The sequence below is a fragment of the Falsiroseomonas sp. E2-1-a20 genome (assembly GCF_051433195.1).
Classification (GTDB): domain Bacteria; phylum Pseudomonadota; class Alphaproteobacteria; order Acetobacterales; family Acetobacteraceae; genus Falsiroseomonas.
On sequence record NZ_JBHMFT010000001.1, the window covers coordinates 65910 to 87333 of the forward strand.

General features: G+C 70.2%; 8 protein-coding genes. 7 read left to right on the forward strand and 1 reads right to left on the reverse strand.

All coding sequences use genetic code 11. The features are described 5' to 3' along the window. Positions 1 to 187 precede the first annotated feature (187 nt). The 7 genes from ACFHPP_RS00330 to ACFHPP_RS00360 all read left to right on the forward strand — a co-directional run bounded on the left by ACFHPP_RS00330 (position 188) and on the right by ACFHPP_RS00360 (position 20196). Positions 188 to 1129, forward strand: coding sequence for an alpha/beta fold hydrolase (locus ACFHPP_RS00330; protein ID WP_437161272.1), 942 nt, complete (start codon positions 188 to 190; stop codon positions 1127 to 1129). A 147-nt stretch (positions 1130 to 1276) separates the two neighbouring features. Continuing rightward, complete coding sequence (locus ACFHPP_RS00335; protein ID WP_437161273.1) at positions 1277 to 2362, forward strand: OmpA family protein; 1086 nt, start codon at positions 1277 to 1279, stop codon at positions 2360 to 2362. Between the two features lie 147 nt (positions 2363 to 2509). Continuing rightward, a complete protein-coding gene (locus tag ACFHPP_RS00340) occupies positions 2510 to 4132 on the forward strand; it encodes a carboxyl transferase domain-containing protein (protein ID WP_437161274.1) in 1623 nt (540 codons plus the stop codon). 5 nt (positions 4133 to 4137) lie between these two features. Next, on the forward strand, positions 4138 to 6174 hold the full coding sequence (locus ACFHPP_RS00345) for a biotin carboxylase N-terminal domain-containing protein (RefSeq protein WP_437161275.1): 2037 nt from the start codon (positions 4138 to 4140) through the stop codon (positions 6172 to 6174). A gap of 114 nt (positions 6175 to 6288) precedes the next feature. After that, entirely contained in the window at positions 6289 to 16992 is a 10704-nt protein-coding gene (locus ACFHPP_RS00350; RefSeq protein ID WP_437161276.1) for an SdrD B-like domain-containing protein, read from the forward strand. A gap of 128 nt (positions 16993 to 17120) precedes the next feature. After that, positions 17121 to 18086, forward strand: coding sequence for a Bug family tripartite tricarboxylate transporter substrate binding protein (locus ACFHPP_RS00355; RefSeq protein WP_437161277.1), 966 nt, complete (start codon positions 17121 to 17123; stop codon positions 18084 to 18086). Positions 18087 to 18177: 91 nt separating this feature from the next. Further along, positions 18178 to 20196 (forward strand): hybrid sensor histidine kinase/response regulator, encoded by a 2019-nt coding sequence (locus tag ACFHPP_RS00360; protein ID WP_437161278.1) that lies wholly within the window; start codon positions 18178 to 18180, stop codon positions 20194 to 20196. A gap of 3 nt (positions 20197 to 20199) precedes the next feature. Here the strand turns inward: ACFHPP_RS00360 and ACFHPP_RS00365 are convergent, their stop codons facing one another. Further along, complete coding sequence (locus ACFHPP_RS00365) at positions 20200 to 21378, reverse strand: M20 aminoacylase family protein (RefSeq protein ID WP_437161279.1); 1179 nt, start codon at positions 21376 to 21378, stop codon at positions 20200 to 20202. Positions 21379 to 21424: the final 46 nt, after the last annotated feature.

Here is a 21424-nt window from a genome sequence, read left to right on the forward strand (position 1 = left end):
ACCCCCAGTCAACAAGGTTGCCCCCCTGCATGAACCCGCTCGACCTGCTCTCGCCCGGCCTCCGCGCCCGCATCGTGCCCGGGGTGAACGGGCTGGCGGTGCATGTGCTGGAAGCCGGGCAGGCGGGGCGGCCTGCATCCTGCTGCTGCACGGCTTTCCGGAACTCGCCTTTTCCTGGCGCAAGGTCATGCCGGCACTGGCCGAGGCCGGCTACCACGTCGTGGCGCCCGACCTGCGCGGCTACGGCCGCACCACCGGCTGGACGGCGGACTACGACCGGCCGCTGGCGCCGTTCCAGATGCTGAACATGGTGCGCGACCAGCTGGCGCTGCTCGACGCCATGGGAATCGCCCAGGTGCACCTGCTGGCCGGGCACGACTATGGCTCCCCGGTCGCTGCCTGGTGCGCGCTGATCCGGCCGGACGTGTTCCGCCGCGTGGCGCTGATGAGCTCGCCCTTCGCCGGCCCGCCCGCCCGCAACCCGCCGGCGGGCGAGGATGTGCATGCCGGCCTGGCCGCACTCGACCCGCCGCGCAAGCACTACCAGTGGTACTACGCCGAGCGTCGCGCCGCGGGTGACATGGACAACCCGCCGCAGGGTCTGCACGCCTTCCTGCGCGCCTACTACCACCACAAGAGCGCCGACTGGCCCGGCAACGCGCCCTTTCCGCTGTCCGGCTGGACGGCGACCGAGCTGGCGAAGCTGCCCGACTACTACGTGATGCCGCTGCACGCGACGATGCCGGCGGCGGTGGCCCCCTTCCTGCCGCCCGGCGAGTCGCCCTGGCTGACCGATGCGGAACTGGCGGTCTATGCCGCGGAATATGCCCGCACCGGCTTCGCCGGCGGCCTGCAATCCTACCGCTGCAATACGGGCGGGGCGAACGCGGCCGAGCTGGTGCTGTTCGCGGGCCGGCGGATCGAAGTGCCGGCCATCTTCCTGGCCGGCGCCAGCGACTGGGGCATCCACCAGTTCCCTGGCGCCCTGGCGCGGATGCAGGCCGAGGCCTGCGCCGATTTCTGCGGGATGCACCTCATCCCAGGGGCCGGGCACTGGGTGCAGCAGGAACAACCGGAGCGTGTGGTTGCGCATCTGCTCGCCTTTGCGGCGCCCGCGTCAGCCAAGTAGGTGTTGCAATAGAGTAACAGCGTGGCGCCGTTTGCAGTTAGCGTCGCGAAGGCTTCTCGCTCCCGGCGCTTGCGGTGGCTACAAGACTGCAAGTCATTGCCCGATCGCGACCTGCGAAGGCGTTCGGCGCTTGGAGGATCCAGAGTGATGCACGTTCGGAACGCCTTGCTGGCCGCGACCTTCCTGGCCCTTCCCCTGGCGGCGCAGGCGCAGCCGATCAGCGGGTTGTATGTGGGTGCCGGCGTCGGCGTGAACATGCTGCAGGAATCGGATGTCGAGCTCTCCCGCGGCATGGGCGCTACCGTCGCGGCCCGCAGCGGCTCGGCCGAATTCGACTATGGCTTGGCCACTGTGCTCAGCGTCGGCTATGGCTATGGCAATGGCCTCCGGGCGGAGCTCGAGGGCTCCTTCCGCCAGAACGACGTCGACAGCTTCACCGGCGCGGGTGTCGCGCGGCCGATCCGCTCCCTCGGGCAGGCCAGCAGCTACGGCCTGATGCTGAACGCGCTGTACGACTTCTCCTTCCCCAATGCGCCGATCATCCCCTATGTCGGCGTCGGCGTCGGCTACCAGTGGGTCGACTACAGCGGCGTGCGCGGCGCCGGGAGCAACGGCACCGTGATCCTGGACGGGACCGATGGCCAGTTCGCCTACCAGGCGATCGTCGGCGGCGCCTTCCCGGTGGCCGAGTTCCCAGGCCTCGCCGTCACCGCCGAATACCGCTTCATGGGCACGCTGTCGCCCGAGATGGATGCCCGCTCGGGCGTCACGAACACGCGTGGCACCGCCGAGGTCGACAACTTCAACCACAGCCTGCTCATCGGTCTGCGGTATGCCTTCGGCGTCGTGCCGCCGCCGCCGGTCGTGGCGCCGCAGGCCCCGGTGGCGCAGGCCCCCGAGATCGCCCGCACCTACCTGGTGTTCTTCGACTTCGACCGCGCCGACCTGACCGACCGCGCCCGCCAGATCATCGGCGAGGCGGCCACCAATTCGCAGCGCGCCGGTGTGACGCGGATCGAGGTCTCCGGCCACGCCGACCGCGCCGGCACGCCGCAATACAACCAGCGCCTGTCCGAGCGCCGCGCCGCCGCCGTGGCGTCCGAGCTCGAGCGCCGTGGCGTGCCGCGCGCCGCGATGGCGATCCAGGCCTTCGGCGAGAGCCGCCCGCTGGTGCCGACCGCCGACGGTGTGCGCGAGCCGCAGAACCGCCGCGTCGAGATCGTCCTGCGCTGATCGCGCCGGACTCCCGCACGAAAGGGCGCCTCCGGGCGCCCTTTTTTGTTGCCTGGCTGCCGGGTTGACGCAGCCCGTCCGGACATGGCGCAGTATCGGCAAAGCGTGGGGGGAGCGGCCGATGGCGCAGGATGCAGGGGCGAGCCCATGCCGGTGATCGTCAGCACGGCCGAGCCGCGCTCCGAAGCCTTCCGCGCCAATGCCGCCCGCATGGCCGCCCTGGTGGCGGACCTCCGCACCACCGTCGAGGGCATCCGCCAGGGCGGCGGCGAGGTCGCCCGCAAGCGGCACCTCGACCGCGGCAAGCTGCTGCCGCGGGACCGCATCCGCGGCCTGATCGACCCGGCCTCGCCCTTCCTGGAGTTCTCGCAGCTCGCCGCGCACGGGATGTATGGCGGGGAGGTGCCGGCTGCCGGCCTCATCACCGGCATCGGCCGCGTCGCCGGCCGCGAATGCGTGGTGATCGCCAACGACGCCACGGTGAAGGGCGGCACCTACTTCCCGCTAACGGTGAAGAAGCACCTGCGCGCCCAGGAAATCGCCGAACAGAACCGCCTGCCATGCATTTATCTGGTGGACAGTGGCGGCGCCAACCTGCCGAACCAGGACGAGGTCTTCCCCGATCGCGACCATTTCGGCCGCATCTTCTACAACCAGGCCCGCATGTCGGCGCAGGGCATCCCGCAGATCGCGGTGGTAATGGGCAGCTGCACCGCCGGTGGCGCCTATGTGCCGGCCATGGCCGACCAGGCCATCATCGTCCGCAACCAGGGCACCATCTTCCTCGCCGGCCCGCCCCTGGTGAAGGCGGCGACGGGGGAGGTGGTGACGGCGGAGGACCTGGGTGGCGCCGACCTGCACAGCAGGGTGTCGGGTGTCACCGACCACATGGCCGAGTCCGACGACCACGCGCTCGGCCTGGCGCGGCGCATCGTGAGCGGGCTGAACCGCGCCAAGCCGGCAGGCTTCGACGACCCGGCACCGCCGCGCGAGCCGCTGTATCCGCCGGAGGAGATCGGCGGCGTCGTGCCCACCGACTTCGCCGAGGGCTACGACGTGCGGGAGGTGATCGCCCGCATCGTCGATGGCAGCGAGTTCGACGAGTTCAAGCCGCTGTACGGCCCCACCCTGGTCACCGGCTTCGCCCGCATCTGGGGCTACCGCATCGGCATCGTTGCCAACAACGGCGTGCTGTTCTCCGAATCGGCCCAGAAGGGCGCGCATTTCATCGAGCTGTGCGACCAGCGCGGCATCCCGCTGGTGTTCCTGCAGAACATCACCGGCTTCATGGTCGGCCGGAAGTACGAATCGGGCGGCATCGCCAAGGACGGCGCCAAGATGGTGACGGCGGTGGCCACGGCGCGGGTGCCGAAATTCACCGTCATCATCGGCGGCAGCTTCGGCGCCGGCAACTACGGCATGTGCGGCCGCGCCTATTCGCCGCGCTTCCTGTTCATGTGGCCCAACGCCCGCATCAGCGTCATGGGCGGACCGCAGGCGGCCGCCGTGATGGCGACGCTGCGGCGCGACAACATCGAGTCGCGCGGCGGCACCTGGACGGCGGAGGAGGAGGCCGATTTCAAGGCGCCCATTTCAGAAAAATACGAAGCGCAGGGCTGCCCCGCCTACGCCTCCGCCCGGCTGTGGGATGATGGCGTGATCCCGCCGGAGGATACGCGGCTGGTGCTGGCGCTGGCGCTGTCCGCCGCGCGCAACGCCCCTGTGGCGGGATGGACCGGGGAGCCGCGCTTCGGCCTGTTCCGGCTGTGACCTCCATGCCCCACCGGCCCTTCGACAGCCTGCTGGTCGCGAACCGGGGCGAGATCGCCGCCCGCATCCTGCGCACCGCCCGCCGCATGGGCCTGCGCGGAATCGCCGTGTTCTCGGATGCCGATGCCGGCGCGCTGCATGTGGCGGCAGCCGATACCGCAGTGCGGATCGGCCCGGCCCCGGCGCGCGAAAGCTACCTGCACATCCCCGCCATCCTGGCCGCCGCCCGCGCGACGGGGGCGGAGGCGATCCACCCCGGCTACGGCTTCCTGTCGGAGAATGCCGAGTTCGCCGAGGCGGTGCTGGCAGCCGGCCTGGTCTGGGTCGGCCCGCCGCCCGCCGCGATCCGCGCCATGGGATCGAAGGCCGCGGCCAAGGCGCTGATGGAGCAATCCGGCGTGCCCCTGGTGCCCGGCTACCACGGGGAGGATCAGTCCGACGCCACGCTGCACGCCGCGGCGCAGCGCATCGGCTTCCCGCTGCTGGTCAAGGCCAGCGCCGGCGGCGGCGGCAAGGGCATGAAGGTGGCGGCCAGCGCGGCCGAGTTGGAGGAGGCGCTGACGCTGGCGCGCGGCGAGGCCCGTGCCGCCTTCGGCGACGACCGCCTGCTGCTGGAGCGCTACCTGCAACAGCCCCGCCACATCGAGATCCAGGTCTTCGGCGACAGCCACGGCCACATCATCCACCTGCATGAGCGCGACTGTTCCCTGCAACGCCGCCACCAGAAGGTGGTGGAGGAAGCGCCGGCGCCAGGCATGACCGCCGAACGCCGCGCCGCCATGGGGCAGGCGGCCTGCGCCGCCGCGCGCGCGGTCGGCTATGTCGGCGCCGGCACCGTGGAGTTCATCGCGACGGACGACACCTTTCATTTCATGGAGATGAACACCCGCCTCCAGGTCGAACACCCGGTGACGGAGGCGATCACCGGCCTCGACCTGGTCGAATGGCAGTTGCGCATCGCGATGGGGGAGGCGCTGCCGCTGGCCCAGGCGGAGATCCCCCTGGAAGGCCACGCCTTCGAGGTGCGGCTGTATGCCGAGGATCCGACGCGGGACTTCGCGCCCTCCACCGGCACGCTGCGGCACCTGGCGCTGCCCGTGGGCCTGCCCGGCACGCGCGTGGATGCCGGCGTGCGGGCGGGCGACGTGGTGCCGATCCACTACGACCCGATGCTGGCCAAGATCATCGTGCACGGGCCGGACCGCGCCACCGCGCTGCGGCGGATGGACCGTGCGCTGGCCGGCTCGGCCGTCGCCGGCATCCGCACCAACCTGCCGCTGCTGCGCGGCATCGTCGCCCACCCGGACTTCCGCGCCGGCGCGTTGGACACCGGATTCATCGCCCGCCATGCGGAGGCGCTGCTGGCGCCACAGGGCCCCGCACCGCGCGCCGCCCTGGCCGCGGCCCTGCTGCGCCTGCTGCGCGACGCCGCGGGCAACGCGGCGGCGGACGCGCATTCGCCCTGGGGCGCGGCCAGTGCCTGGCGGCTGAACGGCGCCGGCTACCAGGATTTCGTGCTGCTGGACGGCGCGGCACGCCTGGCACTGCGCGCGCATCCCGGCGCGGCACCCCGGCTGGAACTGCCGGACGGAGTGGCCGAGGCCGCTGGCCTCGCCTGGTCCGGCGACCGCATCGACTTCACCCTGGATGGCGTGGCGCGGCAGGTCGTGGTGCTGCGGCAGGCTGCTTTGCTGAGCGTGCTTCTGGATGGAGCGACCCATGAGTTGCAGTGCATCGATACCGGTGCCGCCTCCGGCAACCAGCAGGAGGGTGGCGGCAAGGTGCTGGCGCCTATGCCGGGCCGGATCCTGCAACTTCTGGTAGCAGAGGGCGAGACGGTGCAGCGGGGCGCCGTGCTGCTGGTGATGGAGGCGATGAAGGTGCAGATGCGCATCCCGGCGCCTGCGGATGGCGTCGTGCTAGCGCTGAACTGCGTCATCGGCGACCTTGTGGAGGATGGGGCGGAGCTTGCCATGCTCGGGCCGGTGCCGGACCTGCCGCCGACCAGTCCCAGTAATGATATGGGAGCGTCTCAAAAATAGTAAATCCACTTACGATTGGCACACACCTGTTGCGTAAGATGTAAAATTTGGTATCTCTTCGGTTAACGGAATGAGGTGGCGTGGCCGCCGGATCTTCCGACGGAGAGCGCCTGGATGTCCGCACAGCCTGTTGTCACCTTCCTCCAGGGCAGCGCGATCAACGCGCCCATCGGCGGCCTCCAGACCGTCACCGTGCGCTTCGACAACGTGCCGGATGGCGCGGCCGGCTCGGACGTCGGCTATGCGCCCTACGTCAACCTGGTCATCCCGACGAACGGCAAGGACGGCGTGGGAGCCGGCAGCGCCGGGGTGACCACGAATGACGGCCTGGCCTATCTCGGCGCCAGCTACCTCGGCGTGCCGCTGCAGCACTGGGTGCTGGAGTTTCCGGCCAACGGGGTGGTCGTCCACCCCTACGCCACCACCGCCGCCGGCACGCCGCTGACCGTCACCGGCACGCCGGGCGATACGCTGGTGGTGCTGCGGCTGCCCTTCGGCAGCTTCACCGCTGGCCAGACCCCTTCGGACCTCCAGGTCTCGCTCCGGGTCAGCCCGCTGGCAGACCTCGCCCAGCCGCTGAACCTGCAGGCCTCCGGCGGCTTCGCCTATGGCCGCGATGCGCTGCTGAACCCGGTGGCGGACAACCCGGTGGCGGGCGCCACCAGCAGCCTGTCCGTGACGCCGACGGTGCTGGAACTCGACAAGGTCTATGTCGGGCCGGAGCAGGAGACCGCGACCGGCCCCTCCTACCCGCGCGAGTGGCTGGTGAAGGCGCTGATCGCGGACGGCCAGACCGTGACGAAGCTGGTGCTGACCGACCGGATGCCGGACGGCACCGTCATCACCGGCGCCAGCATCGTCAACGGCACCGGCAGCGTCACCTACGACAACGCCACGGGCCTGGTCGTCGCCACACTGACCGGCGGCTACACCGGCGGCAATCCGGCGCCGACGCTGAAGATCGATTTCTACGTGGACGAGTTCCTGCGCGATGGCGTGACGCCGGTGCTGGACCCCGCGACCGGCGCCTTCCGCGTGCTGCAGAACAACGCCCGCCTGGATGCCGAATGGCAGCCCCTCGATGCGCGCGACCCGCTGGTGGTCTTCGCCATCGACCCGGCCGGGCCGGAGGACATCATCACCGCCAAGTCGATCGCGGTGCAGAAGTCGGTGGAGGCGCTCGGCGCGCTGAAGGCCGGCGCCACGCTGGAGTACGCGCTGGACGGCCAGGTCTCCAACTACTTCAACATGGACGACCTGGTGCTGGTCGACACGCTCGGCGACGGGCAGGTCTACGACGCATCCTTCGCACCCACCATCACGATGCGCGAAGGCGGGGCGGTGCTTTTCACGGGCACCATCGCCGCCAAGAACGTCTCGGTGGATCGGGACGACGACACCGGCCTCACCACCATTCGCTTCGACGTCTCGCAGGAAATGCGCGACCGCGGCATCGACGACGTGCTGAACGGCCGGCCCGGCGGCGTGGAGAACCAGGCGACGGTGCTGGTGAAGTTCCACAGCACCATCCAGGAAAGCTACATCTCCACCAACCCCGCGCCCTCCAACGAGCCGCTGGTGGACCAGGGCGACCCGCTGGTCAACGACGTGGTGTTCAAAGGCGTGGTCGACGAGACCGATTCGCCGAAGGGCGACGACAGCAGCGCCGGCGTGGTGATGCCGGTCAGCGAGGTCGGCAAGTCGATCTATGCCATCAACGGCAACACGGCCTTCACGCCGGGTCCGATCTCCGCCGGCGACCAGATCACCTTCCGCCTGACGCTCGACATGCCGCTGACCGGTGCGCATGACGTGGCGCTGACCGACTTCCTGCCGCTGCCGGTGCTGAAGGCGCTGGCGGGGATGAGCTTCACGGACATCGTCAGCGCCGCCGTGCCGGGCGCGAACCAGGCGAAGTGGGGACCGGGCGCCACCTATGACAGCTCCGGCGATCCGACCACGACGCCTTCCATCTCCTTCGATTCCGCCAGCAACTTCCTGACATTCGACTTCGGCGACGCGCGTGCCCCGAACAACCTGCCGAGCCGCATCGACCTGCTGTTCACCGTGGTGGTGGCGGATGAGGAGTTCGGCGATGGCCTGCTGCTGACCAACCAGGTCACCAGCACGGAGACCAACAGCTTCGGCGACGTCTCGGAGGACAACGCCATCGTGCAGTTCGTGCTCGGCGAGCCGGAGCTGAACATCACAAAGGGCGTCATCGCCGACAGCGGAGCCGGCACGCTGACCGCCACGGCCGGCCCCGTCGCCTTCAGCGCGCCGGGCAGCGCCGGCAACCGCTTCACCGGCACCATCACGAGCACCAACCTCGACAGCGCGCCGATCGATGCGAACCTGACCGGCGCCGATGCCGGAGACCGCGTGTCCTTCGCCATCGTGGTCGAGAACACCGGCAGTTCCCTGAAGGGCGCCTTCGACGTCCTGATCCATGACACCATCCCGGCCGGCTTCGAGCTGGCGGCCGGCGGCTTGAACCTGCGCGTCACGGACGGTGCCGGCAACGCCATTCCCTTCACGGTGGAGGGCGCCGGCCTGTTCGATCCGGCCGGCGGCATCCGCCTCGGCGATGCGGTGAACAGCGGCAGCATCGGCGCCTACAGCGCCACCAGCGGCGACAACATCGTCATCATCACCTACGACCTGGAACTGGTCGCGGACGTGCCGGTGTTCGGCGTGGACCTGACCAACACCGCGACCATCGAGCATTTCGCCGCGATGGAAGGCGGCATCGACCGCACGGCCTACACCCCCGCCGGCGACCTGACCGATGCCGCGATCGTCCGCACCCAGGCGCCCGCGATTGCGAAATTCGTCTCCGCCACCAGCGAATCGCACACCGGCCTGCTGGCCGGCAATGATGCGCGCGTCGATGCGACGATCGGCGAGATCGTGACCTACCGCATCACCGTCAGCGTGCCGGAAGGCCGCATGACGGATTTCCGCGTGGAAGACTACCTGCCGACCTCCAACGCCAATGGCGGCGGCGTGATGACGGCGGTGGCCGCGCGCTTCATCAGCGTCGACGGCCTGGGCGCCGGCAGCCTGTTCGACGACATGCCGACCATCACGCTGACGGACACCGACACGCTCAACGGGGCCGACAAGGTGACCTTTGCCTTCGGCGATGTGCTGAACACATCCAACACCACCGCCACCGCAGTCGCGACGGTGACCCTGGAAGTCGATGCGGTGGTGCGGGACAACGGCGCAAATGTGCGCGGCGACGTCCTGACCAACACCGTCGTCGCCAGCGCGGCGAATGCGGCCGCTCCGGGCGGGCGCAGCAGCGCCAGCGCGACCTCGCAGATCGACGTGGTGGCGCCGAACCTGGTCATCGACAAGACCGCCAACACGACCAAGGCCGATGCCTTCGACACCATCAACTACACCATCATGCTGGAGAATAAGGGGGTTCCCGCGACTGGCGCCGGCACGAGCGACTTCACCGCCCGCGCCTGGGACGTGAACCTGAAGGACCTGCTGACGGATGTGCAGCTGGATGCCATCTACCAGGGCGCCACGCTGACCGTCACCGGTGTTGCCGCCGGCCGCATCACCTATGGTGCGACGCCGGTCGACATCACGCTGGACTACCTCGATCCCGGCGAGAAGATCACGGTCAAGTTCGATGTGGTGGTGAAGTCCGACGTCGATGCCGGGGAGAAGCTGGTCAACACCGCGACCGGTACCGGCAGCTCCATGGACGGCACCACCAGCACCAGCGACCGCGTCAACACGGTCAGCGACGGCCACACCGTCACCATCGACGCGCCGTCCATCACCAAGACCATCATCGCGACCTCCGACCCCAACACGCGTGGCCCCTCCGCCGAGGGCACGGTGCCGCTGGACCGGCATGGCAGCGGCCGCGCCGATCTGCGCATCGGCGAGGAAGTCACCTACGAGATCCGCGTGCGACTGCCGGAAGGCGACAGCCCGAATTTCCGCATCACCGATGTGCTGGAGGATCTGAACAGCGGCGGCAACGGCACGCTGTCCTTCGTCCCGGATTCGCTGCAAATCGTCTCGGTCGGCGGCAACCTGCAGACCTATGCCGGCGGTCTCCTCGGCGCGCCGGTCGTGACGGCTTCGAACACCGGCAGCACCCCAGGTGACGACCGGTTCGAGCTGAACTTCGGCAATGTCCGCAACGTCTCGAACAACACCAGTACGGATGCCGAGGTCATCGTGCTGCGGCTGAAGGCCGTGGTGAACGACCTCAGCCACAACAACGACGCTGATGCGCTCGGCAACATCGCCCGCGTCGATACCGGCACGACGGGCACGCCCGCGACCAGTGTCGTGCTGCCCGAGGTGGTGGTCGACGTGGTCGAGCCGCTGCTCAGCATCGACAAGGCCTCCACCATCGTTTCCGGCCAGGCGCTCGATGCCGGGGCGATCGTCAGCTACTCCATCACGATCCGGCACGCCACCAACTCGGACGCGCCGGCCTACGACCTGAAGGTCGTGGACCTGATCCCCGCCGGCATGTCGCTGGTCGCCGGCACGCTTTCCGCCAGCACCGGCAGCATCAGCAGCACCGGCAACGCCATCGCGTGGTCGGCCGACCAGTACCTGCTCGGCGCCACGGCCGTGACCATCACCTACCAGGCGCGCCTGCTGGACAGCGTGACGCCGGCGCAGGTGCTGTCGAACACCGCGACGCTGGCCTATGACAGCAACCCGGCCGACTTCGTGACCCCGGGCAGCCCGACACCGGCCGAGGACCTGGCCAGCCGCAGCTACAGCACGCAGGACACCGAGACGCGGACGGTCGTGCTGGCGCCGACCCTCGCCAAGTCCGTGATCGCGACCGGCGACGCCAATTCCGGCAGCGCCTTCGGCAACGTCTCGAACCCCGATGCCGCGCCGGGCGAGACCGTCACCTACCGTCTCACCATCTCCCTGGGCGAAGGCACCCAGCGGCTGGTGATTTCCGACACCCTGCCCACAGGCCTGACCTTCACCGGCGCCACGGTCGAGAGCATCGGCGCCACCATCAGCGGCTCCTCGCTCTCCGTCGGCGCCTCCGCGACCTCGGTCACCGGTGGGACCTATACCTTCGACTTCGGCACCATCGTCAATGCCGGCGACAATGATCGCGACGCGGGTGACACCGTCACCATCCTGGTCGACGCGCGCGTTGCCGCCGATGCCGTCGCCGAGACCATGCTGACCAACACCGCGAAGGTCGAGACCTATGCGCCTGGCGGCGGCAAGCCCGGCCTTCACAGCGCCACGGATCCAGCCGCCATCGACGTGGTGCGGCCGGACCTGGTCATCGTGAAGGATGCCTCGCCCGGTTGGCGCGACGCCGGTGACCTCGTCACCTACACCGTCACGCTGAGCCATGCCGCGGGGTCCAACGCCGCCGCCTACAACCTGTCCCTTGCGGATGTGTTGCCGCCGGGCGTATCCCTGGTGGCGGGCAGTGCCAGCGCCAGCATCGGCGATGTCAGCATCGCCGGCGGCACGCTCGGCTTCACGCTCGGCCAGTATCTGCTGGGCTCGGCACCTATCGTCATCACCTACCAGGGCCGGCTGGCCGCCAACGTGGTGGATGGCCAGGCCATCATCAACACCGCCGAGATCACCTATGCCTCCGCCCCCACCCTTGGCGCCAGCTTCACGGAAGCCGATCCGGCGACGGTGCCGGTCGAGATCGTCAACAGCGTGGTGAAGACGCTGGAGTCCACCAGCCTTGCCGCCACCGCCGGCAGCCATGTCGGCGTGGGGGAGGTGGTGACCTTTCTCGTGACCGCGACGCTGGGCGAGGGCGCGCAGCGCATCGTGCTGCGGGACGTGCTGCCGACCGGCCTGACCTATCTCGGCAGCGAGATGCTCTCGCTCGGTGGCATCACCGGCTCCGCCGTCGCGGTCGGCGCCGCCGGCAGCTACGATGCCGCAAGCCGCACGCTGAGCTTCACGCTTGGCGACATCGCCAACCCCTTCGACAATGTCTCCACCGCCGCGGACCAGATCACTTTCCGTGTCGCCGCGCAGGTGGCGGATGCCGCGGCCGGCACCAACCTGACGAACGCCGGGCAGGTGGTGTCCTCCGTGCCGGTGAACCCCTACGGCGTCACGCCGGGCACCAACGCCGTGACGGTGACCGAGACCGAGATCGTGACGGTGGTGCGCGCTTCGCTCGGCGGCATCGCCTTCCGCGACACCAATGGCGACGGCATCCGTGGCCCGGGCGAGGCGGCGCTGGTCGCCGGCATCCCGGTGGTGCTGCTGAACGCTGATGGCAGCCCGACAGGGCTCAGCACCGTCACCGGAGCGAACGGGTCCTACCTGTTCGATGCGCTGGTGCCCGGCAGCTACCGCGTGCAGTTCGGCGAGGCGGGGCTGGAGAAGCGCACCCTGGCGAACCAGGGCGTGATCGACGGCGTCGACAGCGATGCGGACCAGGCCACCGGCCTCACGCCCGTCTGCACGCTGGCGAATGGCGAGAACCGGCGCGACGTCGATGCCGGCTACTACGAACTCGCCCGCATCGGTGACCGGGTGTGGGAAGACACCAACGGCAATGGCCGCCAGGATGATGGCGCGACGGGTATCGCCGGCGCCACCGTCCAGTTGCTGAAGGGCGCCACCGTTGTCGGCACCACCACGACCGGTGCCGATGGCTTCTACGAGTTCACCGGCCTCGCACCGGGCGACTACAGCATCCAGGTGCTGCCGGCGGGCTTCACCGCGACGCAGCGCAACCAGGGCGAGGAGGCTGGCGACAGCGACGTCAACGGAACCGGCCGCAGCGACAGCTTCAACCTGGAATCCGGCGAGGCCGAGGCGCGGCTCGATGCCGGCTTCTACCGCGGCGCCAGGCTCGGCGGCACGGTGTTCGAGGATGTGGACGGTGACGGCCTGCAGGATGGCGCAGGCGAGCCCGGCATCTCCGGCCGCCTGGTCACATTGCTGGATGCCGCCGGCGTCTCCACCGGCCGCACGGCGCTGACCGATGCAAACGGCAACTACCTGTTCGACGATCTCGCGCCCGGCACCTACAGCGTCACCTTCGCCCCCTCCGGCGCCATGCCCTTCACCAAGGCGAACCAGGGGCTCGACAACGGTATCGACAGCGACGCCGACCCTGTCACCGGCCGCACCGAACAGGTGACGCTAATCTCCGGCGGCGACGACCGCACGCTCGATGCCGGCGTTTACACCCCCGCCGCCATCGGTGACCGGGTGTGGGAGGATCTGGACGGCGATGGCCAGCAGGATGCGGGGGAGCCCGGCATCGTCGGCGCCACCGTCCGCCTGCTCGACGCCGGCGGCACCGTCATCGGCACCACGACCACCGGCGTCAACGGCAGCTACGCCTTCACCGGCCTGGCGCCCGCCGACTATCGCGTGGAAGTGGTGGCTCCAGGCTACGTGCCGACGCGCCAGGACCAGGGTGCCGATGCCGGCGACAGCGACATCGCGGCGGACGGGCGCACCGGCTTTGTCAACCTGTCCTCCGGCGAGGCCGACAACACGGTGGATGCCGGGCTGTACCGATATGCTTCGCTCGGCGACAAGGTGTTCGACGACCTCGACAATGACGGCATTCAGGATGTCGGGGAGCCTGGCCTCACCGGCATCACCGTGCGCCTGCTGTCGGCTGATGGGCTGACGATATTGGCCACCACCACGACCGGGACCGGCGGCCTCTACCGCTTCCATGAACTGGCGCCGGGCGATTATCGCGTGGAGTTCGTCGCCCCCGCCGACCGTGCCTTCGCCAGGAAGGACCAGGGCGGCGATGCGACGGACAGCGATGCGGATCGCATCACCGGCCGCACGGATGTCGTCACGCTTGCATCCGGCCAGGACCGGACCGATGTCGATGCCGGCCTGCTGCTGCTCGGTGACCTCACAGGTCGCGTCTGGGTGGACCGTGACGGCGACGGCATCGAGGATGTGGCGGAGGCGCCGCGCGCCGGCGTCACCGTTCGTCTGCTGAATGCCGATGGCACGCCGACCGGCCGCACCACCACCACGGACGCCAGCGGCCAATACCTGTTCGAGGACCTGATCACCGGCTTCTATCGCGTGCAGGTGGTGGCCCCCGCCGGGGAACGCCTGACGCTGCCGAACCAGGGCCTCGACAATACGGTGGACAGCGATGCGCTGCCGGCAACCGGCATCACCGAAGCGGTCCAGGTGCTGCCGGCGCAGGTCACGCGCGACCTCGATGCGGGCCTCTACGTTCCCGCTTCGCTCGGCGACCGCGTCTTCCTCGACAAGGATGCGGATGGCGTGCAGGACGCCGGGGAGCCGGGCCTGGCCGGCGTCACCGTGAACCTGCTGGATGGCAACGGTGCCGTCGTCGGCACGACGCAGACGGGTGCGACCGGCCTCTACAATTTCGCCGGCCTCGCGCCTGGCCAGTACGGCGTGCAGGTGGTGGCGCCCGCGACCTACGAAGTCTCGCCGCGCGATGTCGGCGCCGATGCGCTGGACAGCGATGCGCTCGCCAACGGGACCATCCCGCCGATCATGCTGTACTCCGGCGATGCCCGGACCGATCTCGATGCCGGGCTGTTCCAGCGTGTCGCGATCGGTGACCGGGTGTGGCGCGACCTGAACGGCAACGGGGTGCATGACACGGGTGAGCCGGGCGCGCGCGGCGTCACGGTGCGGCTGCTCGATGCCGGCGGCGCCGTCATCGCAACCACCGTCACCGGCGGCAGCGGACACTACAGCTTCGACAACCTGCTGCCGGGCAGCTACTCGGTGCAGTTCGTGGCGCCAGCCGGCTCCGTGTTCACCACGCGGGATGTCGGCAACGACAACCGTGACAGCGATGCCGACCTCGCGACGGGACGTACGCAGCAGGTCACGCTGACCTCCGGCCAGGTGAACAAGACGCTGGATGCGGGGCTGCTGTTCGCGGGCTCCATCGGTGACAGGGTCTGGGCCGATCGGGACGGCGACGGCCAGCAGGATGCCGAGGAACCCGGCATCGGCGGCGTCACCGTGCGGCTGCTCGGCACATCCGGCGCGGTGATCGCGATCACCACCACGGATGCCTCGGGCTTCTACCTGTTCGATGGGCTGCGGCCGGGCGACTACGCGGTGCGGTTCAAGACCCCAGCCGGCCACACGCCCACGCTGCGCGATGCCGGCAACGATGCGACGGACAGCGACGCCGCGCCGAACGGCCGCACCGGCACCATCGCGCTGGCGCAGGGCGCGGTCGTCACCCATGTCGACGCCGGCTTCATCCCCGACGTCGTCGGCACCTGCGACCTGCCCACCACGGTGCTGACCAACGGCAACGACGCCTTCCCGGGCACCGAGGCCGGCGACAAGGTCGACGGCCTGGCGGGCCACGACAACATCAACGGCCTGCGGGGCGACGACTGCCTGCGCGGCAATGACGGCAACGACGTTATCAACGGCCATGAAGGCGACGACAACATCCAGGGCGACGCCGGCGACGACAACCTGCACGGCAATGGCGGCAACGACGTCATCTACGGCGGCACCGGCAACGACACGATCGAGGCCGGCGAGGGCAATGACTGGGCCGAGGGCGGCGCGGGCGATGACCGCATGCAGGGCGAGGGTGGCAACGACACGCTGTTCGGCGGCCTGGGCAACGACATCGTGGAGGCGAATGCCGGCAACGACATCTCCTTCGGCGGCGCCGGCAACGACCGCGTCGCCGGCCATGACAGCAACGATACGGTGCTGGGCGGCACCGATTTCGGCAAGGCCTCCTTCATCGGCGGCAACATCACCGGCGTCGTGATCGGCGATACCGTCTCCGGCGATGGCGGCGCCGATCGCTTCATCTGGCAGAAGGGCGACGGCGTCGACCTGCTGCTGGACTTCAAGCCCACCGAGGGCGACACGCTGACCATCTACGGCTATGCCTCGCCCGTCGCGGTGCAGCGTGTGGATGGCCGCGCCGTGATCTACCTTGGCACCGACAGCGCCATCGTGATGAACGACTTCTACCCGACCGATGGCAGCACGCCGGGCATCACCTTCGTCCCCGGCGTCAACATCGCCCCCGGCCTGCCGGTGGAACGCGCGCCGATCACCGGTACGATGGGCAACGACACCATCGCCGGCAACGCGGCCGCCAACGTGCTGGAGGGCCTGCAGGGCAACGACGTGCTCAAGGGTGGCGGTGGCGATGACACGATCCGCGGCGGCGACGGCAGCGACACCTTGAATGGCGGTCCTGGTGCCGACCTGCTCGATGGCGGCGCCGGCAGCGATACGGCCACCTATGGATCCTCCCCGGTCGGCCTTCGCGCCTCGCTCGCCGCCCCCGCCGGCAACACGGGCATTGCCGCCGGCGATACCTATGTGCTGGTGGAGAACCTGTTCGGCTCCGATCACAACGACACGCTGTCCGGCGACAACGGCAGCAACCGGCTGAACGGCGCGGCGGGCGACGATGTGCTGTCCGGCGGCGGCGGGGTCGATGAGCTGGTCGGTGGCCTCGGCGCGGATGTCCTGTCCGGCGGTGCCGGGAAGGACAGCTTCCTGTACTACGGCTTCGCGGAAAGCACCGTCGCCAACCCCGACAGCCTCCTCGACTTCTCCTGGTTCGAGGGCGACAGGATCAACCTCAGCCCGATCGACGGTCATCTTGGCCAGGCGGGCGACCAGGCCTTCGTCTTCGTCGGCAGCGGCGCCTTCACGGCCGGTGGCCAGGGCTCCGTGCGCTACGAGCATGATGGCGGCGATACCATGGTGCTGGTCGATGCCGGCGATGGCGGCGCGGCGGAAATGGCGATCCGGCTTGCCGGGCTGCACACGCTGTTCCAGTCCGACTTCAACCTCTGACCGCATCCGGCCGCGCCCCATGCGGGCGCGGCTTGACAGGCGCGGGACCCCCTGCACCATGCTTAGAAGCCGAAGTGTTGTCCGCCGACGGCGTGGCAGCGCCGCGGCGGCAAGGGGGAAACGTCACAATGAACCACACGACGACACGCCGCGGCGCGCTGGCCATCGGCCTCGCGGCGCTCACCGCCCCCGCCCTGGCGCAGGGCAGCCGCAGCACGCGCATTGTCGTCCCGTACCCACCGGGCGGCACCACGGACCTCACCGCCCGCCTCATCGCACCGAAGGCCGCGGAGGGCCTCGGCCAGTCCTGGGTCATCGAGAATCGCTCCGGCGCCAATGGCGTGGTCGGCGCGGAATCGGTGGCGCGCAGCGCCGCCGATGGCACGTCCCTGCTGTATTCGAACGAGGTGCTGACAGTGCTGCCCTTCGTGCAGCGCAACATCCCCTTCGACCTGCGCGCGGACTTCACCCCCGTCGCGCGCACCGTCTCCATCCCCTATGTGCTGGTCGGCGGATCGGGCCTGGCGCCGGCGGACCTCGCCGCGCTGCTGGCCGCCCTGCGCGCGACGCCGGACCGCTTCTCCTTCGCCGGCTCCTCGCTCGGATCCGTCGGGCAATTGGCGACGGCGGCGCTGTGGCAGAAGCTTGGCGTGGAGACCACCTTCGTCTCCTACCGCGGCACAGGCCCGGCGATGAACGACCTGGTCTCCGGCGCCGTCAGCCTGTTCTTCGCACCGCTCGGCCCGGCCATCCCGCTGGTCCGCGACGGGCGCCTGCGCGCCTATTGCGTCACCTCCGCCAATCGCCAGCGGGTGCTGCCGGAGGTGCCGACGCTGGTGGAGGGCGGCTTCGCCGACATGGTCTATGAGGGATGGACCGGAATCTGGGGCCCGCGCGGCCTGCCGGCGGATTTCGTGACGCGTGCCAACGCCGCCGTGAACCAGGCGGCGGCCGAACCCGCTGTGGCGGCCCGCATGGCCGATCTCGGCCTCACCACGCTGTCCGAATCGCCGGATCGTTTTGCCGAGGTCATCGCGGCGGAAATCACCCGCAACCAGGCCCTGGTGGCCGCCGCCCGCATCCAGCCGCAATAGAATTTCGTTCGATGGTGGCGTGATGTTGTGGTGCTACACGCATAGGTGGTAATCTCGGGCCTACCCCCCGGCCCCGAAGGCACCTCCGCCCGTGTTCAACAGCCTCGCGCCACCTGCCTCTCCGGCCGCCGGCGGCGAGTCCCGTCGCTGGGACCGGCTGGTCCTGGCTAGCCCGTTCCTGGCCCTGGTCCCGCTCGCGGCCTTCGGGCTGCTGCTGCTGCTGGCCATCGCCGCGGATCGCCAGGCGGACCGGCGGGACGACGTGTTGCACAGTGCGACCGCGCTCGCCGCCGGCCTGGACGCCGAGCTGCGCGCCGGCATGCGCGCGCTCGATGCGCTGTCCGGGTCGCCGCGCCTGGCGGCGGGCGACCTGGCCGGCTTCCGGCAGGAGGCGCAGCGGCTGCTGGCGCGGGAGCCGCAGTGGTTCACCATCGCGCTGACCGATGGCGAGCGGCAATTGCTCAACCTGCGCTTCCCCGAGGGCGCGCTGCTGCCGCCGGTGCAGGACCTGGCCGCCGTCGGTAGCGTGCTGCGCAGCGGCCTGCCGGCGCCAGGTGGGCTGGTGGAGGGCCGCGTGTCGTTCCGCGTGCCGGTGCGGGCGGACGGGGCCGTGCGCTACGCCCTGGTGGCGACGCAGGAAGCCACCAGCTTCGCGCAGTTGCTGGACCGTGCCGGGCTGCGCCACGGCTGGTCCGCGCTGCTGCTGGACGGCGAAGGCCGGATGATCGCCCGCGCTGCCAGCGGCGGGGCGGAGGCGGAGACGCTGCGCCCGGCGCTCGACCAGCGGCGCAGCCCTGTCGTCGTCGGGGAAATGCTGGCGCTCGCCCTGCCGGTCGGCGATTCACGCTGGTCCCTGGTGGTTGCCGCGCCCAGGCGCGGGCTGGCCGAGGCCGGGCTCGGGTGGCTGATGGCGGCGCTCGGCGCCTCCGCCCTGTTGGCGGCCCTTGGCCTGGCGGCGCGGCTGCAACGGCAGGATCGCGGGCAGGCGGCACAGATGCAGCGGCGGCAGGCGGATGCGCTGACCCGCGCGCTGAAGCAGGAACGCAGCCGCATCGAGCTGATGACGGCCGTGAGCCAGGACCTGCGCCCGCCGCTGGCCGCCCTGCTGGCGCAGAATGCCCGTTTGGCCGAAGCCGGACTGCCGAAGCCGGCGCGCGACTGGGTCGAGGATCAGCGCCGCGCCGGCACCGTCCTGCTGGCCCTGGTCGACGACGTGCTGGATTTCGCCCGGCTGGAGGATGGCGGCATCGTGCTGGAGGATGCCGATATCGAGATCGCCGTCCTGCTGGATGATTGCGCCGCCCGGCTGCGCCCCCTGGCGCAGGAGAAGGGGCTGGCGCTGCGCGTTGCCATCGACCCCGGCCTGCCGCGCTGGCTGCGCGGCGACCCGCTGCGACTGCGCCAGGTCACCCTGCGGCTGCTGGAACACGCCATCGGCACCAGCACGGCAGGTGAGGTGCTGCTGGCCGCGCGGCTGACCCCGCGCCCTGAACAGGTGGAGGTCACGGTGACGGACACCGGCCCGGGACTTCCGGCCGCGGAGCTGGCGCGGCTGTTCGAGGGTGGCGGCGCCGCCGGCGGTTTCGGCCTGGCGCTGTGCCGGCTGCTGGCACGGGCGATGGGCGGCGGCATCGCGGCGGCGAACCTGCCCGGCCGTGGCACCCGCCTGACCTTCCAGCTGCCCTTCCGCCCGGGTGCCGCGCCGGCGGCGCCCCGCAGCGGCCCGGCGCTGCGCGTCCTGGTGGCGGAGGATGTGACGGCCAGCCGGATGCTGCTGACGACCATGCTGGCGCGTTCCGGCCATGCGGTGACGGCGGTGGAGGACGGCCCCGCCGCGCTCGCCGCCCTGCATGGCGCGGGCTTCGACCTGGCCGTGCTCGACCTGCAGATGCCGGGCCTTGGCGGGCTCGGCGTGGCGCGGGCGGTGCGGGAGATGCCCGGCACGCTGGGCCGCGTGCCGCTGATCGCGCTGACCGCGGACCCCGGCGACTGGGTCGAGGCGGATTGCCGGGCCGCCGGCTTCGACGCCGTGCTGCGCAAGCCCTTCGAGACAAGGCGCCTGCTGGGCCTGGTCGACGGGCTGCGCGGCCGGGTTGCGCAGGGGGTGTAGGCGCTACCCCCGCCGCGGCATCACCTGTTCCGCCAGCGTGGCGAACCAGGAGGCGCCGATCGGCAGGATCTCGTCGTTGAAGTCGTATTTCGGGTGGTGGACCATGGCATCGCCCTCGCCCTTGCCGCCGCCGAGGAACAGGTAGGCGCCCGGCCTCTCGTTCAGCATGAAGCTGAAATCCTCGCCGCCCATCGTCGGCTGCGGCAGTTTCTGCGCCCGCGCTTCGCCGACGACCGTGGCGGCGGCCTTGGCGGCGATGGCGGTGCTCTCGGGCTCGTTCACCGTTGCCGGGTAGGCGCGGGTGAAGCTGCATTCGGCGCTGGCGCCAAAGGCGCTGGCGACGCCCGTCACGATCTCGCGGAACTTGCTCTCCAGCAGGTCGCCCACTTCCGGCAGGAACCAGCGCGCCGTGCCCTGCAGCTTCACGCTCTCCGGGATGACGTTGAACGTGAATCCGCCGGTGATGTGGCCGATGGTGATGACGCCGGATTCCAGCGGGTTCAGGTTGCGCGCGACGATGGATTGCAGCGCGGTCACGATGTGCGCCGAGATCAGGATGGGGTCGACGCCGTTGTGCGGCATGGCGCCATGCGCGCCGCGGCCGGTGATGGTGGCCTCCAGGTTCGCCACCGCCGCCATCACCGGGCCGGGCGCGTGCAGGAAGATGCCGGCCGGGGCGCCGGGCCAGTTGTGCAGGCCGAAGATGCGGTCCATCGGGAAGCGCTCGAACAGACCTTCCTTCACCATCACCTCGCCACCGGCCAGGTTCTCCTCGGCCGGCTGGAACACCAGGTAGACGGTGCCGTCGAAGTTGCGGGTTTCCGCCAGGTATTTCGCGGCGCCGAGCAGCATGGTGGTGTGCCCGTCATGGCCGCAGGCATGCATGATGCCAGGGGTCTTGGAGGCATAGGGTTTGCCGGTGGCTTCCTCGATCGGCAGCGCGTCCATGTCGGCGCGGAAACCGATGGCGCGGCCGGAATCGCCGGTGCCGCGGATGACGCCGACGACGCCGGTGGTGGCGATGCCGGTCACCACCTCATCCACGCCGAACTCGCGCAGCTTTTCGGCCACCACGCGGCTGGTGCGGGTTTCGGTGAACCCCAGTTCCGGGTGTTGATGAAAGTCCTGGCGCCAGGCCGTCATGTCCGGGTGGAATTCGGCGATGCGGTTGATGATGGGCATGCTTGTGCTCCGCGCGTTTCCGCCTGTGTGCGTCGGCGCCGGGCGG

What these genes read in the sequence shown, in the direction of transcription:
- ACFHPP_RS00330 (WP_437161272.1), top strand. Translation starts at nt 188, where the DNA reads ATGCCGGCACTGGCCGAGGCCGGCTACCACGTCGTGGCGCCCGACCTG.
- ACFHPP_RS00335 (WP_437161273.1), top strand. Translation starts at nt 1,277, where the DNA reads ATGCACGTTCGGAACGCCTTGCTGGCCGCGACCTTCCTGGCCCTTCCC.
- ACFHPP_RS00340 (WP_437161274.1), top strand. Translation starts at nt 2,510, where the DNA reads ATGCCGGTGATCGTCAGCACGGCCGAGCCGCGCTCCGAAGCCTTCCGC.
- ACFHPP_RS00345 (WP_437161275.1), top strand. Translation starts at nt 4,138, where the DNA reads ATGCCCCACCGGCCCTTCGACAGCCTGCTGGTCGCGAACCGGGGCGAG.
- ACFHPP_RS00350 (WP_437161276.1), top strand. Translation starts at nt 6,289, where the DNA reads ATGTCCGCACAGCCTGTTGTCACCTTCCTCCAGGGCAGCGCGATCAAC.
- ACFHPP_RS00355 (WP_437161277.1), top strand. Translation starts at nt 17,121, where the DNA reads ATGAACCACACGACGACACGCCGCGGCGCGCTGGCCATCGGCCTCGCG.
- ACFHPP_RS00365 (WP_437161279.1), bottom strand. Translation starts at nt 21,378, where the DNA reads ATGCCCATCATCAACCGCATCGCCGAATTCCACCCGGACATGACGGCC.